Below are 16,209 nucleotides of genomic sequence, written 5' to 3'. Positions count from 1 at the left end.
AACGGGCGCTTTTTTTATCAGATGGCCGGTGTCTTAGCTTTTCAGCATCGTGCCGGTTTTCTCTTTAAACGCATACCATGAGATGGCTTCTTCAAGAATATGCGGGGTCTGACCGCCACGCTCACAGGCGCGGGCAAAGTAGTCGCGCAATTGCGGGCGGTAATCCGGATGGGCACAATTCTCGATAATCACGGATGCGCGTTCACGCGGAGCAAGGCCACGCAGATCGGCAAGGCCGTGTTCGGTCACAAGAATATCCACATCATGTTCCGTATGGTCAACATGTGGCACCATCGGCACGACTGAGGAAATCGCACCATTCTTAGCTACCGATTTGGTGACGAAAACCGAGAGGAAGGCGTTCCGTGCAAAGTCGCCTGAGCCGCCGATGCCGTTCATCATATGCGTACCGGCCACATGAGTTGAGTTCACATTGCCGTAAATGTCGAATTCCAGTGCGGTGTTGATACCGATAATACCAAGGCGGCGGATAACTTCCGGATGATTGCTGATTTCCTGCGGACGCAGCACAAGCTTGTCTTTGTAGCGGTCAAAATTGCCGAAAACGCGCTCGCCGCATGCCTGACTGAGTGTGATTGAGGAGGCCGAGGCAAAGCTCAATTTGCCTGCATCCATCAGATCGAATGTACTGTCCTGCAACACTTCGCTATACATGCGCAAATGATGGAAAGGACTGTCCACGAGGCCGGTCAGAACCGCATTGGCAATCGTGCCGATGCCGGCCTGCAGCGGGTTGAGTGACAGGTCGAGACGGCCTTTTTCCACTTCGCTTTCAAAGAAATGAATCAGGTGTCCGGCAATGGCCGATGTTTCACTGTCTGCCGGTTCAATCAGTGAAGCACTGTCCGATTGTTCCGTGATAACAATCGCTGCGATTTTCTCAGGCGGGATCGGAATATAAGGCGTGCCGATGCGGCTTTCACAGGACACAACCGGAATCGGATCGCGGGACGGGCGCTTGGTCGGAATATAGACATCATGCAGCCCCTCCAGTGCCAGAGAGTGGCTGAGATTGATCTCAACAATCACTTTCTTTGCCAGAATGGCGAAACTGGCCGAATTACCAATGGAAGTTGTCGGGATCACACCGCCGTCTTCATTGATGGCAATGGCTTCAATAACCGCATAATCAACCGGTCCGATCTGATTGGAGCGCAATTGCTCAACAGTTTCAGAAAGATGCTGGTCGATAAACATGACTTCACCGCGGTTGATGGCGGCTCGCAAAGTGCGGTCAACCTGAAACGGCATACGGCGGGCAAGTACACCGGCTTCGGTGAGGATTTTATCGACATCATGGCCGAGCGATGCACCGGTGAGCAGGGTGATTTTGAATGGTGTGTCTTTAGCCTGCGCAGCCATGGCAACCGGCACGGCTTTGGCATCGCCGGCACGGGTAAAACCGCTCATGCCGATTGTCATCCCGTCTTTGATAAGGGCTGCGGCCTCGGCAGGTGTCACAACTTTATCTTGCAGGGAGGAATTGCGGATACGATCTTCTAGCATGGGAAACCTATATTCGAAGGATCTCTGACAGGGAGGAGCCAGAGAGTTAGTCGCATATACATATGCTCTCATTTTAAAGTGTTAGAGCGAGTTTTGTGCGCCCATGGGGCGCCCGGCGCTCTAATACGCAGTATCGGCGTAAAAGCAGAAGTTGAAGATTAACCTAAACGTAAACTGCTCTGCCAAAAGGGCTTATCTCTTACCGGAGGCTTTTGCCAGCTTTGTCTTTGATAAGGTCATTCTGTCGCGATTTTACATTCATGTGTCTTGAACGGACTATGCATAACAGGCTTGACGATAAGAACTTCATGCCTGTTATGAATGACTGCTTTTGACAGCATTGCAAAGCACATGGGCTGGGTCTAACAATAATGTCATATATGCTGACATTTATATGTAAGATAGTTTCCCATGCCAGATCATCAGCCGCCTGTAAGCCAGTCTGCGCCGCAGTTGCCAAAAGCGCATCATAATGCGGATGCCGCTTCATCCTTCACAGAGCGGGTGCAATGGTTCGGACGTGGCGCGCGCAACATATTCAGTATACCGGCGCTGCTGCTGATCAGCTCTTTTATCGGCTTTTCCGGTCTGGCCATTGAGAGCGGTATTACCATGGGGCAGGCAGTGTTTATGACGCTGACGATCTGGGCTCTGCCCGCCAAAGTGGTTCTGATCGGTGCGATCTCCGCTGGAAGCTCAATGGCTGCCGCTGCATTGGCTGTGGCACTGTCCTCCGTGCGTCTGATGCCGATGGTTGTGGCCTTGTTGCCGGAGCTTAAAGGGCCGCGTTCGCGCAAGATCACTTTGCTGTTTCTCTCGCATTTTGTGGCGGTGACCGCATGGGTCATGGCAATGGAACAGTTGCGCCATATTCGCCGTGATCTGCGCACCAGCTATTTTGCCGGTATCGGTGTAACACTGGTGCTGACCAATGCGGCTGTTGTAGCACTGATTTATCTGCTTTCTGCCAGTTTTCCGCCGCTGTTGTTTGCTGCACTTTTCATGCTGACACCGATGTATTTTCTCACCTCGCTCTGGCGTTCATCGCGTGAACAGGCGGGTAAAGCAGCATTGCTGAGCGGCTTGCTGATCTTTCCGGTCATGCATGCCATTGCGCCGGGATATGATCTGTTGCTCACCGGCCTGACCGGCGGTGCGGTGGCCTTCGGTTTCCATCTCTATGTGCAGAATTTGCGCCGGAAAGAGGCTCAGAAAGAAGTGCTGTCATGAATTTCACGAGCTTTGATACATGGTGGTGGCCGTATCTGTTCATCCTGATCGCCGGTGCGCTGGCGACGGATATCTGGCGCTTTCTCGGCGTGCTGGTTGGCGGCAAAATGCGCGAGGATTCGCAGGCTCTGGTGCTGGTGCGCTGTGTGGCGACAGCCTTGGTGGCGGGCGTGATTGCGCAGCTTATTCTCTACCCGACGGGTGAACTTGCAAATTCGCCGATGTGGCTGCGGGCTGGTTCTGCCATTCTTGGATTCGGGGCGTTCCTGCTGGCGGGGCAGCGTATTCTGGTCGGTGTACTGACCGGTGAAGCCCTGCTGCTCGCAGGACTTCTTATTTTATAATGCTCTGTGCAGAGGTATAAGTCTTATAGATTAAAGGCTTGCGATAATCTTCTGACAGTTTTCAGCAAGAGCAGCCTGATCTTCCATCTTGCCGGTATGACCGGTCAGGGCAACGCCTTCAAAACGCGGAATGACATGGAAATGCAGATGGAAAACGGTCTGGCCTGCCGCCGGTTCGTTAAACTGCATGACGGTGACGCCATCAGCATCAAAAGCCTTCTTAACAGCAATCGCTATTTTCTGCGTGGCAGCAACCAGCTTGGCCAGCACGGCGCTGTCTGCATCGAGAAGGTTGCGTGAACCCTGTTTCGGGATGACAAGACTGTGGCCTTTGCCCTGCGGCATCACATCCATGAATGCATAGACATCATCATCTTCATAAATCTTATGGCTCGGAATTTCGCCGCGCAGGATCTTGGCGAAAATATTGTCGCTGGCATAAGTCGTGGTCATGGATGGCTCCCTATTCAGATTGATGGAATTTGCGGAACGGACTGTGTTCCGCATAATAGCTGTTATTCATTTCGACTTCGCGGACCTCGCGGTGCAGATATTGCGCCACAGCATCACGAAAGCCGGGATGGCTGATATAATGGGCGGAATGGGTGGTCACAGGTTCATAGCCGCGTGCCAGCTTATGTTCCCCCTGTGCACCGGCTTCCACTACCGATAATTTATGTGCAATCGCATAATCAATCGCCTGATGATAGCAGACTTCAAAATGCAGAAACGGGTGATCTTCGATACAGCCCCAATGACGGCCGAACAGCCGGTCACCACCGATGAAATTGATCGCACCGGCAATATAGTGCCCGTCGCGCTTGGCCATAATCAGCACAATATCATCACCCATGCGCTCGCCGATCAGCGAATAGAACTCACGGTTGAGATATGGACGCCCCCATTTGCGGCTGCCGGTATCCATATAGAATGCGTAGAACTGATCCCATATGTCTTCCGTCAGGTCGGAGCCGGTCAACCATTCAATGGAAATGCCATTGCTCAGAGCTTCGCGGCGTTCGCGCTTTAAGGCTTTACGTTTGCGGGAAACAAGTTCTTCCAGAAAATCACTATATTCCTGAAAGCCATTGTTTTTGAAATGAAACTGCTGATCCTTGCGATGCAGGAAGCCGGTCTCAGTCAGAGCCTGAATATCCGGCACTTCAGCAAAGGTTACATGTGCGGATGACAACTGGTTCTGATTGGTGAATTGCGCAACGGCACTGGCAAGCAGGCGGCGCAGTTCAGGATTATTCTCTGTAGTCAGCAGGCGTGCGCCCGTTGCCGGAGTGAACGGAATACCCAGTTGCAGCTTGGGATAATATTGACCACCGGCACGCTCAAAGGCTTCAGCCCAGCCGTGGTCAAAAACATATTCACCCTGACTATGGGATTTCAGATAGGCAGGAGCTGCGGCCAGCAATACGCCCTGTTGTGTTTCAAGGCGCATATGGCAGGGCAGCCAGCCGGTATTTTCACCGACGCAGCCGGAATCTTCCAGCGCGGAAAGATAGGCATAAGAGAGAAACGGGTTATAGGATTTGTTCGCAGCAATACCGTCTGTGGACGGGGCTGCGGAATGTTTGCCGGTTTCAGAAAATTGCGCCCATGCCTCAGGGCTGAAACCCTGCATGGAGCTGACGTTACGCAAAATAATGCTGGTTTCTTCCTCTGCTTCCTCACGCATAGCAATCAACCATTCCCACCCGTTTTGTCATGTCTGGTTTTTACCGGCGCATCACACTATGCGCCGGTAAGATAGTGTTGCCTCAGGCGATTACGCTGTCGGGTATAAAGCCTTCAAACGTGATCTGCTGTGCATGCATGTCGCTCACGGCCTTTTCCTCCGCGCTACGCACTGTCCATGTGATGACAGGACGGTTGAGCACGGTGCGGAAGAAGCTGATGAACGGATTTGGCAGATGGTGGAAATTGTAAGAAACAAAATCCACATCATGCGCGAGCATGGCAAAGTGCTTTTCCATATCGGCGGCACTGGTACCTTCTGCCGTCAGACCGGCAACAACACCCGGTGCATCGCTGCGGAAACGGCGGATGAGGTGATGATCGAAGGACATGATCGCCGCTTCGCCCTGATAGGTTTTCAGCTCTTTGGCAACGGCGGCAACCAGACCTTCGTCCTGACCTTCAATGCCTTTGAGTTCGATAACCAGCGGCACGCGTCCGGCAACCAGATCAAGCATCTGGCGAAGCGACGGGGCGTGATCCTGTGTGGTGCCGATGGTCAGTGCCTGAGCCTCGGCCAGTGTCAGATCACAAATGCGGCCTTCGCGGCCGGCAAGGCGATCCAGCACATCATCATGAAACACGATGACTTCACCGTCTTTGGTCAGATGCACGTCACATTCAATGGCATAATTGCCTGCAATGGCTGCACTGAAGGCCGGGAGAGTATTCTCCCAGACCTTTTTATTCATATCGTGCAACCCGCGATGGGCAATCGGCCGGCGGGTAAGCCATTTCAGTTCATCACGAGGCGCAGCGCTCATAATCAGGCAACCTCAATCACGGCTTCGATTTCAACCGGTGCATTCAGCGGCAGACCAGCCATGCCAACAGCGGAGCGGGCATGTTTGCCTGCATCGCCGAGAACATCGATGAACAGCTGAGAACCGCCATTGGCAACAATGTGCTGATCGGTGAAATCAACAACAGACGCAACAAATACAGTGATTTTAACAATGCGCTTGATGCGGGAAAGATCGCCGCCAAGAGCCGCTTTTGCCTGTGACAGCACATTGATAGCGCAATATTTTGCTGCTTCCTGCGCCTGTTCAATGGTCAGGTCGCGGCCAACCAGACCGGTGGAAACGAGCTTGCTATCCTTCAGGGGCAACTGGCCGGAGGTGAACAGCAGATTGCCGCTCTGGGAAAAAGGCAGATAGGCTGCAGCCGGTGCTGCGGATTCTGGAATGGTGATGCCGAGATCTTTGAGGCGGGTTTCGATTGTCGAGGTCATGGCGCTCTTTCCGGTTTTATTTTATCGTCACATCAGAGTGGACGGCAAACAATAAGGTCATTTTGGGGCGGTTTATATTCCGCAGGGATTCTTTAACAGTTTGCCCTTCATTGTCGGTTCCGAATGTCGGCCCTGAATTGTTGGGATGAATGTTTATGCCTGATCTGTGTGTTTTAGGTGTCATGCATATACAAAAATAAAGTTCAAACTGACAGAATCAGTGGAGCATAGCAAAAGCTGTGATTTTTGCCTCGCTTCCGCCATGAGTTATTTTAACATGGCGATAAATTTATCGGAGAATCTTTATGCGTTTTTTGCAGGCCCCCATTTTGCAGGCCCTTGTGTTCGGATCTGGTTTTGTTGTTCCTGTAGTGCTGAGCACAGCAGCTTATGCAGGAAGCACACTTCTGCCGCATCGCGCAGTTTATGATCTGACACTGGAACGCGCCGATGAAAAATCCGGCATTGCCGGTGTAACCGGACGTATGGTCTATGAATTCAACGGCTCGGCTTGCGAAGGCTATACAACGAATTTCCGCTTCGTGACCCGTATCGATATGGAAGGGCAGGATCAGCGGGTTACAGATCAGCAGACCACTACTTTTGAAGCCGGAGACGGCAGCCGATTCCGTTTCGTCAATAAAACCTTTGTCGATAAAGAGCTGATTAAAGAAGTGCGCGGGAATGCGGCGCTTGGCGACAAGCAGATGGATGTGGCGCTGACCAAGCCTGAAAAACAGGATCTCAAACTGGCGCTCTCGCAGTTCCCGACCCGTCATATGGAAGAACTGCTTGTTCGTGCGCAAAAGGGTGACACTTTTTATCAGACGACAATTTTTGATGGTTCCGATGATGCCAATAAGATTATGGCGACCACAGCCGTGATCGGGAAAGGGCAGGTGCTGCCTGAAGACACCGAAACGAAAGTCATGGGTGAGGTGGCCAAACAAGAGAGCTGGCCTGTGACCGTCGCTTATTTTGATGATGAAGAGAGCGACGAGGGGTTGCCGGTCTATCGCGTGAATTTCAAACTCTACCGCAATGGTGTGACCCGTGATCTGAACATGGATTACGGTGATTTTTCCATGAAAGGCACCTTGGTCAATCTGGAAATGTTTAAACCGGCAGCGGCGGCAACCTGCGAATAATCCGGCATAATTCTACAGGTTTCGATGACAAGGCGGCATTTCCGGAAACGGATTTGCCGCTTTTTTCATTTTATTGAATTTCCGTGCCTTGTATTCTGTAGTCTTGACTATAAATATCTCTGTGACTGAGATTGATCCGTGCGTGCTGTGGCGGCGCGGATAATTTTTACAAGCAAAGGTTATTATAATGTCCGATCTTTTTTCTTCCTATGACCTCAATGGCCTGCCGCTTAAAAACCGTGTGGTGATGGCACCTATGACACGCGCACGCGCAATTGATACTGTGCCGAACGGCGATACGGCATTATATTATGCCCAGCGTGCCGGAGCAGGCCTGATTGTGAGTGAAGGAACACCGATCTCTGATGAGGGGCGCGGCTATCTCTATACGCCCGGTGTATATTCTGCCGAGCAGGTTGAGGGCTGGAAAAAAGTAACGGATGCCGTTCATGCGCAGGGTGGTAAAATCTTCTCACAAATCTGGCATGTCGGACGTGTTTCCCATGTTTCCGTACAAAAGAACGGCATTGCGCCTGTCGCGCCGGTTGCTGAAATTGCAAAAGACTCAAATGTTTTCGCGCTTGGTGAGGGCGGAACACCGGGGCTGGTTGCACCCAGCGCACCGCGTGCACTGAATGCTGACGATATTGCCCGCATTACCGGAGAATTTGCCGATGCTGCAGAGAATGCCGTTAAAGCCGGTTTTGATGGTGTCGAAATTCACGGTGCAAACGGCTATCTGATTGAGCAGTTCATCAATGCCGGTTTCAATAAGCGTGAAGATGGCTATGGCGGCGCGACAATTGCCGGACGTATCCGCTTTGCGCTGGAGGTTGTTGATGCGGCCGTTGCACGTATCGGCTCTGCCCGTGTCGGTATCCGCCTGACACCTTTCAGTCGCCTGTTTGATCTTCATGCCTTTGACGGGGAGGAGGAGACATGGCTGACACTGGCTGCCGAGCTGTCCGCCCGCAAACTGGCTTATATTCATATCGGCAATGCCGGTGGTTTGCTGGCAAAAGAAGAAGGCCGTGAATTCCTGAAGAAGTTCCGTGAGGTTTATCAGGGCACATTGATCTTTGCCGGCGGCTATATGCAGGAAACGGCTGAGCGTGTTCTCGATGAAGGGCTTACAGATCTGGTGGCTTTCGGCCGGCCATATATCTCAAATCCTGATCTGGCCGAGCGTATGCAGCGCGGCTGGCCGCTGGCACCGGCCGATCACACAACTTTCTATGGCGGTGCGCAAAAGGGTTATACCGATTATCCGGCCTATGAAGCTGTTTAAACGCAGATAAGGGCAGGGATGTTTCCGCCGCAGAACAAGTGTTCCGGCGGGAATGTCCCTGTGCTATAGTCTTATGGCTGTGTAATATCTGATAATGAAGGCTGCGTTCCGGCTTCCGGCGGTTTTTGACCGTTCAGGGCTTGCATTTTCTTCATTCATCGTTTACCAGCCGCATTATTCCACACACGGGATTTGGGTTATGGGCGGGAGAAATCCGCACAACGCCTCCGGTGGCACATTTGTGCCTCAGCCCGTGGAGGTTCAACCGGAAAAGGAAAATACAATGGCATTGCCTGATTTCAGCATGCGCCAGCTTCTGGAAGCTGGTGTTCACTTCGGTCACCAGACACACCGCTGGAACCCGAAAATGGCACCTTTCATCTATGGTGCACGTAACAACATCCACATTCTTGACCTGGCTCAGACCGTTCCTCTGCTGCACAATGCGCTGAAGGTTGTTTCTGATACTGTTGCTCGTGGCGGCCGCGTTCTGTTCGTTGGCACCAAGCGTCAGGCTTCGGAAATCATTGCTGACGCTGCTGGCCGTTCGGCTCAGTATTACGTCAACTCCCGCTGGCTCGGCGGCATGATGACCAACTGGAAAACCATTTCCAACTCGATCCAGCGTCTGCGCAAGCTTGACGAATTGCTGTCGAGCGAAGCTCAGGGCTATTCCAAAAAGGAACGCCTGACTCTGGAACGCGAACGCGAAAAGCTGGACCGCGCTCTCGGTGGTATCAAGGATATGGGCGGCGTTCCTGACCTGATGTTCATCGTCGACACCAACAAGGAATCGATTGCAATTCAGGAAGCCAAGCGTCTTGGTATCCCTGTTGTTGCTGTTATCGACAGCAACTGTAATCCAGACCAGATCGATTTCCCGATCCCAGGTAACGATGATGCTGCTCGCGCAATCTCGCTCTATTGCGATCTGATTGCTAAAGCTGCTCTGGACGGCATTATGCGTCAGCAGGGCGCTCTGGGCATCGATATCGGTGCGCAGGCTGAAGCTCCTGTTGAGCCAGCTCTGGAAGCTGCTGAAAACGCTTAATTCGTTTTCTTGTCTGCCGGATCTGTTTTCAGATCCGGCAGATATTCTGCTTAAAAGACACAATTTGCCGTGTTTGCAGAGCTTCAAAAAACTGAAGTTTTAAACCGGTAAATATCTGAAACGGGTGAGTCGTTTCTGATTCCGTCCGCGCACGGTGAAATCTGTGTCTTATTTAATCTGAGCCTTTTCGGCTCCTGCTATCCCGTATGTATACAGTTGACGCTTTGCAGGAATTGCAATGCGGGCTGTAATGATTAATCGGTCATTGGATAAAAGACAGGTCCGCTGTCTGAACAATGATCCATAGCGGGCATGCCGCTTTGCCGGATGTCTGCTGCTTTCTCTGAGAGGCGACAATGAGCATTACCGCAGCAATGGTTAAAGAACTTCGTGAACTCAGCGGCGCAGGCATGATGGACTGCAAGACCGCTCTGAACGAAAATAATGGCGATATGGAAGCTGCCATGGACTGGCTGCGCAAGAAGGGTATCGCTAAAGCTGACAAGAAAGCCGGCCGTACAGCTGCTGAAGGTCTGGTAAGCGTTGCCAGCGAAGGCAAAAAAGCTGTTGTTGTTGAGGTTAACTCCGAAACAGACTTCGTTGCCCGTAATGCTGCTTTCCAGGAAATCGTTCTGAACGTAACCAAGGTTGCTCTGGGCACCGACGGTTCGACTGATGCCGTTGCAAACGCAACCTATCCGGGTTCGGAAAAGACTGTAACTGACACCATTAAAGATGCTGTTGGCACCATCGGTGAAAACATGGCATTCCGTCGTTCCGCTGCTCTGAGCGTGGAAAACGGTGTTGTTGCTTCTTACATCCACAACGGCGTTGCAGACGGCCTCGGCAAGCTGGGCGTTCTGGTTGCTATCGAAACAACCGGTGATGCAGAAGCTGCTGCCGCTATCGGTCGTCAGATCGCTATGCATGTTGCCGCAACCAACCCGCTGGCTCTGACTTCTGCTGAAGTTGATGCTGCTGCCGTTGAGCGTGAAAAAGCAATCTTTGCTGATCAGGCTCGTCAGTCCGGCAAGTCGGAAGAAATCATCGCCAAGATGGTTGACGGCCGTATGCGCAAGTTCTTTGAAGAAGTTGTTCTTCTGTCGCAGGCTTTCGTTATCAACCCGGACCTGAGCGTAGAAGCTGCGCTTAAAGAAGCAGAAAAAACAATCGGCGCACCTGCTAAGGTAACCGGCTTTGTTCGCTTCGCTCTGGGCGATGGCATTGAAAAAGAAGAAACCGACTTCGCTGCTGAAGTTGCTGCCGTAAACAAAGGCTAATTCTTTACAGGCGCATCCTGAATTGCGATGCGCCTTTCAGAATGCGGTTTACTGCCCGAATTTAAAATGCCGGTCTGACTCTGTCAGGCCGGCATTTTTACGACATGCGTAAAACAAGAAAACAGAGCGGGCGCTATGCATTCCATAAAATGCAACAGGCTCTAAAAACTTGTCAGTTATGAAAGGGCATCGCGTGACAATGCGATGCCCTTGATGTATGCGAAACATATTCATGCTTTTTCTTGTCATCTGCACCGGTCATGCAATTATGCTTGGCGACGGTTGCTCGCGGCAGAAAATCATTCTGTGTTCCGGCTAAAAATGTGAATATCTGCAAGTTCATGTGCACCGGACTATTTAAAAACCATGTCCGCTTGCCGGTGGGGAAGTTCGGACCGAAATCAAAAAAGGGATCCCATGGCTGGTAAGACACTGTATAAACGGGTTCTCCTCAAAGCGTCAGGTGAGGCGCTGATGGGTGAGCAGGGATTTGGCATTGACGTGTCCGTTGCTGACCGCATTGCAAGTGATATTGCCGAAGCGCGTGCGCTCGGCGTTGAAGTCGGCGTGGTTATCGGCGGCGGTAATATTTTCCGCGGGTTGGCTGTTGCCTCCAAAGGCGGTGACCGCGTAACCGGCGATCATATGGGGATGCTGGCTACAGTGATTAACTCGCTGGCTCTGCGCACCTCTCTGGTCAAGCAGGGTGTTGATGCGGTTGTGCTTTCGGCGATTGCTATGCCGGAACTGTGCGAGAGCTTCTCGCAGCGTCAGGCAACCGCCTATATGGATCAGGGCAAGGTTGTAATCTTTGCCGGTGGTACCGGTAATCCGTTCTTCACAACCGATTCTGCGGCTGCTTTGCGTGCTGCTGAAATCGGTGCAGATGCCCTGTTTAAGGGTACGCAGGTTGACGGTATTTACAGTGCGGATCCGAAGAAAGATCCGTCTGCCACGCGTTTCGACCGTCTGACCCACAAGGAAGTGCTGGATAAAGGTCTGGCTGTGATGGATGTGACGGCAGTGGCTCTGGCACAGGAAAACCGCATTCCGATCGTGGTTTATTCCATTCATGAAGCAGGCGGCTTTGCGCAGATTCTGCAGGGTAAAGGCCGCAGCACGGTTGTGACAGACGCCTGATAAGCACCGGTTCCTGAATTGAATCTGTGTGTGTACACAGATTCAATTCAGCAAAGCTTTGATTTTGTGCTTATCATTTGCGTCAAGCTGTTCTAAACAAAAAGCGAATTGTGTGGTCTGAAACCTGTTTCCGACTATCAGGCAGTATTATGCGCTGTAAAAGCGCAAGATGTTTGGTGTACGCCCAAGGAGAGATATTATGAGCGACGCTCTGGATGTAAACGATCTGAAACGCCGTATGGATGGTGCGATTCAGTCCTTCAAACATGATTTGGGTGGTCTGCGTACCGGACGCGCTTCAGCAAGCCTTCTGGAGCCTCTGACGATTGAAGCCTATGGTTCGACCATGCCGATCAATCAGGTGGCGCAGATTACTGTTCCTGAAGCCCGTATGCTGTCTGTATCCGTTTGGGACAAGAGCATGGTCGGTGCGGTTGAACGTGCAATCCGTGACAGCGGTTTGGGTCTGAATCCGATCACTGACGGTATGACACTGCGTGTGCCGCTGCCGGAACTGAACGAACAGCGCCGTAAGGAACTGGTTAAAATTGCGAACCAATATGCTGAAGGTGCTAAAGTTGCCGTTCGTCATGTGCGCCGCGATGGTATGGATCAGTTGAAGAAACTGGAAAAAGACGGCACCATCAGTCAGGATGACAGCCGCAGCCTGTCTGACAAAGTGCAGAAAATGACCGACGAAACCATTGTAGAAGTTGATAAGCTTCTGGTTTCTAAAGAAGCGGAAATTATGCAGGTCTAAGGCACCATTCGCCTGATCGGGCGTATAAAGGTCGCTCTAAACTGTAAGAACAGGCATCAGAGTGGTTCAGTATCAATTAACCACTCTGATATCTGAGACTGCCGTATATCTCCGGTGAAAAGAATATATCCGCGAATGCGCATAGTGAATGCCGGAGTGGCCGTGCAAAAGACATTTTGCGGATTCTATTATAGTACAGAATAATTATGCATGTTGTTGCTGGTTGCAGTCTGATGCTGATAATTCTCTAAGTTCTTAAACCGGATAAGCATGGCGCCTGACGGCAGCCGTTCTGTCAAAAAAAGGAATATGCCTGAATGTCCGATCCGCGCCACATCGCCATTATTATGGATGGCAATGGTCGTTGGGCTAAAGCGCGCGGTCTGCCGCGTGTTGCCGGTCATAAAGCGGGTGTGGATGCTCTGCGCGGCATTGTGCGTGCTGCAGGGGATAAAGGGCTGGAATTTCTTACCCTCTTTGCATTTTCTTCCGAGAACTGGTCGCGTCCGAATTCCGAAGTCACGGAACTGATGGGATTGCTGAAGCTGTTCATCCGCCGCGATCTGAATAAGCTTCACAGTCAGAATGTCCGTGTACGCATTATCGGCGCGCGTGATGATCTTGCCTCCGATATTTGTGTGCTTCTGAATGAGGCCGAAAAACTGACCGCAGCCAATAGCGGTCTGACGCTCGTTATTGCCTTTAATTATGGGGCGCGGGACGAGCTGACACGGGCAATGCGTCAGATTGCGGAAGCCGTTGCTGCAGGGCAGATGAAGCCGGATGCGATCACGGCCGAAATGATTTCTGAAAGGCTTGATACGGCAGATATTCCGGATCCTGACCTGATTATCCGTACCAGCGGTGAAATGCGGCTGTCCAATTTTCTGCTCTGGCAGGCGGCTTATTCAGAGTTTCTGTTTGCTCCGGAATATTGGCCGGATTTCAAGCCTGCGCATTTATTTGCTGCGATTGATGAATATCGTAAGCGCGTTCGCCGCTTTGGCGGGCTGGAAGCTGACGACATGCAAAATTTGTCCGGTGAAACGGACGTGGTACCTTTGCGGCATAATGCGGGTTAGGTTCGTGCTGTGCGTTTCAGCTTTGCCGGATCATAAATAGACAGACTTAGAGCGCATCCCGAAAAGTGCGAAGCGGTTTTCGGAGCAAGATGCGCGTAAAATCAAACAGATAGAGCATTTGTAATGATTCAATCTAAACTAAAAATGCTCTAGGGGCGAGGGTTTTCGTGTCCAATCTTCAATTGCGTATCATGACGGCAGCAGTGCTTGCGCCCGTTACAATTCTGCTGATCTGGCTGGGCGGTATGAGCTTCCGTGTGCTGGCTGTGATGATTGGCTTCGCGATTTTCTATGAGTGGACAACGCTGAGCGCCTCGAAGCAGACGCGCTCCGGTTTGACGGCAGGCTGGGCGGTGCTCTCGGTTGCTGCGGGTCTTATGCTGATACAGGTTCCGGCAATTCAGATTCTGGCCATTCTTGCAGCCGGTGCGGTTTTCCTGATCCAGCGCTCTAACTGGACTGCGGCAGGGCTGATTTATGCCGGCGTGCCGATGGTTTGTTTGGCGGTCTTGCGCGGCGAAACGACATCCGGTCTGATTGCAATCATCTATTTGTTCGCACTGGTCTGGGCGACAGATATTTTTGCGTATTTCACCGGACGCAGCCTCGGCGGGCCAAAACTGGCTCCGCGCTTTTCTCCGAATAAAACATGGTCCGGCGCAATTGGCGGTGTTGTGGCAGCAATGATTGCTGCGGCGGCGGTCAGCTATTTCAGCTTTGACCGCGTGAAATATCCGATGGTTATTCTGGCTATTGCGCTCTCGGTTGCCTCACAGATGGGCGACCTCGGAGAATCATGGGTCAAGCGCCGCTTCGGAGCCAAGGATTCCGGCAAGCTGCTGCCGGGGCACGGCGGGGTGATGGATCGCGTGGATGGCCTGATTGTGGCGGCTGTCATGCTGTATATTATCGGTGCTCTGGTGACAGGGCCGGATTCACCTTCAGCAATGTTTATCGGCATTGTTTTGCAGCCTCTGTAAGTAGCGCTGCGGTAAAAGCATATTTTGAGACTTTGAATTACGGGAGTTAGAGTTTTGGGTGATCCCCTTGCATATTTATTCGGCGGCGACAGCCTGCTGGTTGGCACATTACTTCCGTTTATTCTCGTTCTGGCCGTTGTTGTTTTTGTTCATGAGATGGGACATTTCATCGTCGGTCGTCTGTGCGGTATCGGCGTTCAGGCCTTTTCTATCGGATTCGGGCCGGAGCTGATCGGTTATACGGCGCGTAACGGTACACGCTGGAAGCTCTGTGCGATTCCTCTCGGCGGCTATGTGAAGTTCGCCGGTGATATGAATGCCGCCAGTGCACCGGACGGCGAGGGCTTGTCCGCCATGACTGAAGCCGAGCGCAAGGTTGCTTTTGCGACGCAGCCGGTCTGGAAGCGTGCTGCAACCGTTTTTGCAGGCCCGGCATTCAATTTTCTGCTGACAATTGCCATTCTGAGCTTCTTCTTTGCAAGCTACGGACGCCTTGTTGCTGATCCGACCATTGCAGAGGTTAATGAAGGCAGTCCTGCCGCTGTGGCAGGTTTTAAACCGGGTGACCGTTTCATCAATGTGGAAGGTACGCAGATCAATAGTTTTGCCGATGTGCAACGTATTGTGAACGGACGCAGCGGTGATGAACTGTCTTTCACGGTTGAGCGTGACGGGCAGGAAATCAACCTGAAAGCTGTTCCTGAAATTATGGAGCAGACGGATGCGCTGGGTAACAAAATCAAGCTCGGTGTGATCGGAGTTACGATCACCAAAGACACAGGCAATTACCGCAAGGTTGAATATTCCCCGCTCGAATCGGTGGGTGAGGCTGTGGTCGAAACCGGACATATCATCAGCCGTACCGGTACTTTTATGAAGAGACTGGTAATGGGGCGTGAAGATAAATGTCAGCTGGGCGGACCCGTAAAAATTGCTAATATGGCCGGACAAGCGGCGCAACACGGCTTTGAATGGCTGGTTCAGCTGATTGCGATGCTGTCGGTTGGCATTGGATTGTTCAATTTATTTCCGCTTCCCCCTCTTGATGGCGGGCATCTGGTGATTTATGCGGGAGAGGCTGTTTTGGGACGTCCTGTTCCGGTGGCAGTACAGGAATTATTCTTCCGGCTTGGTTTCTTTGTCGTTCTCGGCTTTATGGGATTCGTCTTTTACAATGATCTCTTTGGCTGCTAATCTGAACTGGACAAGGCTCAAGCCTTTGAATTAAAACATTAACGAATTGTGTAAAATACGAGGGGATTATACAAGAAAAGCAATAATCTGTTTACCATGCTATTGGATTTGCGTGGCACCTGTGCCACGTTCGGGAATGAAGTAAACAGATTTTAATAGTGAAGCTTGCTTGTATATGAAAACTGGTTATTACAGTTTGCATTAT

Annotated in this window: 16 protein-coding genes; 11 read left to right on the top strand and 5 right to left on the bottom strand. The window is 51.7% G+C overall.

The window, feature by feature from the left end:
- Window positions 1-33: 33 nt before the first annotated feature.
- Entirely contained in the window at window positions 34-1,527 is a 1,494-nt protein-coding gene (gene scpC, locus F7P81_RS09220) for a succinyl-CoA:acetate CoA-transferase ScpC (RefSeq protein ID WP_151159265.1), read from the bottom strand.
- Window positions 1,528-2,088: 561 nt separating this feature from the next.
- Between scpC and F7P81_RS09215 the strand changes: the two genes are divergently transcribed.
- Together F7P81_RS09215 and F7P81_RS09210 are read left to right on the top strand one after the other, a co-directional pair.
- Window positions 2,089-2,757: an AzlC family ABC transporter permease gene (locus tag F7P81_RS09215; protein WP_246176097.1), complete on the top strand. Its 669-nt coding sequence runs from the start codon at window positions 2,089-2,091 to the stop codon at window positions 2,755-2,757.
- The gene (locus F7P81_RS09210) at window positions 2,754-3,101 is read left to right on the top strand and encodes an AzlD domain-containing protein (protein WP_121992661.1); all 348 of its coding nucleotides are present in this window, start codon (window positions 2,754-2,756) and stop codon (window positions 3,099-3,101) included. Before F7P81_RS09215 ends, F7P81_RS09210 begins: the two co-directional genes overlap by 4 nt.
- A 30-nt stretch (window positions 3,102-3,131) precedes the next feature.
- On the opposite strand, the gene F7P81_RS09205 is transcribed toward F7P81_RS09210, so the two are convergent.
- From F7P81_RS09205 to F7P81_RS09190, 4 genes are all read right to left on the bottom strand, one after another.
- Window positions 3,132-3,554: an HIT family protein gene (locus F7P81_RS09205; protein ID WP_151159263.1), complete on the bottom strand. Its 423-nt coding sequence runs from the start codon at window positions 3,552-3,554 to the stop codon at window positions 3,132-3,134.
- A 10-nt stretch (window positions 3,555-3,564) separates the two neighbouring features.
- Window positions 3,565-4,734, bottom strand: coding sequence for a GNAT family N-acetyltransferase (locus tag F7P81_RS09200; protein WP_170265242.1), 1,170 nt, complete (start codon window positions 4,732-4,734; stop codon window positions 3,565-3,567).
- Between the two features lie 136 nt (window positions 4,735-4,870).
- Window positions 4,871-5,611 (bottom strand): glycerophosphodiester phosphodiesterase, encoded by a 741-nt coding sequence (locus F7P81_RS09195; protein ID WP_151159261.1) that lies wholly within the window; start codon window positions 5,609-5,611, stop codon window positions 4,871-4,873.
- 2 nt (window positions 5,612-5,613) lie between these two features.
- On the bottom strand, window positions 5,614-6,081 hold the full coding sequence (locus tag F7P81_RS09190; RefSeq protein ID WP_151159260.1) for a RidA family protein: 468 nt from the start codon (window positions 6,079-6,081) through the stop codon (window positions 5,614-5,616).
- Between the two features lie 305 nt (window positions 6,082-6,386).
- Here F7P81_RS09190 and F7P81_RS09185 point away from each other — a divergent pair, with 305 nt between their 5' ends.
- The 9 genes from F7P81_RS09185 (at window position 6,387) to rseP (ending at window position 16,004) form a co-directional block, all read left to right on the top strand.
- On the top strand, window positions 6,387-7,229 hold the full coding sequence (locus tag F7P81_RS09185; RefSeq protein WP_151159259.1) for a cell envelope integrity EipB family protein: 843 nt from the start codon (window positions 6,387-6,389) through the stop codon (window positions 7,227-7,229).
- Between the two features lie 187 nt (window positions 7,230-7,416).
- Window positions 7,417-8,517, top strand: a complete 1,101-nt coding sequence (locus F7P81_RS09180) for an alkene reductase (RefSeq protein WP_151159258.1) — start codon at window positions 7,417-7,419, stop codon at window positions 8,515-8,517.
- Window positions 8,518-8,800: 283 nt separating this feature from the next.
- Window positions 8,801-9,568, top strand: coding sequence for a 30S ribosomal protein S2 (gene rpsB / locus F7P81_RS09175; RefSeq protein ID WP_028233986.1), 768 nt, complete (start codon window positions 8,801-8,803; stop codon window positions 9,566-9,568).
- 356 nt (window positions 9,569-9,924) lie between these two features.
- Window positions 9,925-10,848 carry a translation elongation factor Ts gene (gene tsf / locus F7P81_RS09170; RefSeq protein WP_022712396.1) on the top strand — a complete coding sequence of 308 codons (924 nt, stop codon included), beginning with the start codon at window positions 9,925-9,927 and terminating at the stop codon, window positions 10,846-10,848.
- Window positions 10,849-11,265: 417 nt separating this feature from the next.
- Window positions 11,266-11,988 (top strand): UMP kinase, encoded by a 723-nt coding sequence (gene pyrH / locus F7P81_RS09165; protein WP_022712395.1) that lies wholly within the window; start codon window positions 11,266-11,268, stop codon window positions 11,986-11,988.
- 199 nt (window positions 11,989-12,187) lie between these two features.
- The gene (frr, locus tag F7P81_RS09160) at window positions 12,188-12,748 is read left to right on the top strand and encodes a ribosome recycling factor (RefSeq protein ID WP_121992655.1); all 561 of its coding nucleotides are present in this window, start codon (window positions 12,188-12,190) and stop codon (window positions 12,746-12,748) included.
- Window positions 12,749-13,065: 317 nt separating this feature from the next.
- Window positions 13,066-13,830 carry an isoprenyl transferase gene (locus tag F7P81_RS09155; protein ID WP_116088063.1) on the top strand — a complete coding sequence of 255 codons (765 nt, stop codon included), beginning with the start codon at window positions 13,066-13,068 and terminating at the stop codon, window positions 13,828-13,830.
- Between the two features lie 167 nt (window positions 13,831-13,997).
- Window positions 13,998-14,810, top strand: coding sequence for a phosphatidate cytidylyltransferase (locus tag F7P81_RS09150; protein WP_151159257.1), 813 nt, complete (start codon window positions 13,998-14,000; stop codon window positions 14,808-14,810).
- A gap of 54 nt (window positions 14,811-14,864) precedes the next feature.
- Window positions 14,865-16,004 carry an RIP metalloprotease RseP gene (gene rseP, locus F7P81_RS09145; protein WP_022712391.1) on the top strand — a complete coding sequence of 380 codons (1,140 nt, stop codon included), beginning with the start codon at window positions 14,865-14,867 and terminating at the stop codon, window positions 16,002-16,004.
- Window positions 16,005-16,209 lie beyond the last annotated feature (205 nt).

This window comes from Pseudochrobactrum saccharolyticum (genome assembly GCF_008801715.1).
GTDB lineage: Bacteria > Pseudomonadota > Alphaproteobacteria > Rhizobiales > Rhizobiaceae > Pseudochrobactrum > Pseudochrobactrum saccharolyticum.
This window is presented reverse-complemented; position numbering and strand designations above follow the sequence as displayed.

Excerpts from the sequence above, each read along its gene's own strand:
- F7P81_RS09200 (WP_170265242.1), bottom strand. The coding sequence starts at position 4,734 with ATGCAGGGTTTCAGCCCTGAGGCATGGGCGCAATTTTCTGAAACCGGC.
- F7P81_RS09195 (WP_151159261.1), bottom strand. The coding sequence starts at position 5,611 with ATGAGCGCTGCGCCTCGTGATGAACTGAAATGGCTTACCCGCCGGCCG.
- F7P81_RS09205 (WP_151159263.1), bottom strand. The coding sequence starts at position 3,554 with ATGACCACGACTTATGCCAGCGACAATATTTTCGCCAAGATCCTGCGC.
- tsf (WP_022712396.1), top strand. The coding sequence starts at position 9,925 with ATGAGCATTACCGCAGCAATGGTTAAAGAACTTCGTGAACTCAGCGGC.
- F7P81_RS09190 (WP_151159260.1), bottom strand. The coding sequence starts at position 6,081 with ATGACCTCGACAATCGAAACCCGCCTCAAAGATCTCGGCATCACCATT.
- F7P81_RS09210 (WP_121992661.1), top strand. The coding sequence starts at position 2,754 with ATGAATTTCACGAGCTTTGATACATGGTGGTGGCCGTATCTGTTCATC.
- F7P81_RS09155 (WP_116088063.1), top strand. The coding sequence starts at position 13,066 with ATGTCCGATCCGCGCCACATCGCCATTATTATGGATGGCAATGGTCGT.
- F7P81_RS09185 (WP_151159259.1), top strand. The coding sequence starts at position 6,387 with ATGCGTTTTTTGCAGGCCCCCATTTTGCAGGCCCTTGTGTTCGGATCT.
- frr (WP_121992655.1), top strand. The coding sequence starts at position 12,188 with ATGAGCGACGCTCTGGATGTAAACGATCTGAAACGCCGTATGGATGGT.
- rpsB (WP_028233986.1), top strand. The coding sequence starts at position 8,801 with ATGGCATTGCCTGATTTCAGCATGCGCCAGCTTCTGGAAGCTGGTGTT.
- F7P81_RS09180 (WP_151159258.1), top strand. The coding sequence starts at position 7,417 with ATGTCCGATCTTTTTTCTTCCTATGACCTCAATGGCCTGCCGCTTAAA.
- scpC (WP_151159265.1), bottom strand. The coding sequence starts at position 1,527 with ATGCTAGAAGATCGTATCCGCAATTCCTCCCTGCAAGATAAAGTTGTG.
- pyrH (WP_022712395.1), top strand. The coding sequence starts at position 11,266 with ATGGCTGGTAAGACACTGTATAAACGGGTTCTCCTCAAAGCGTCAGGT.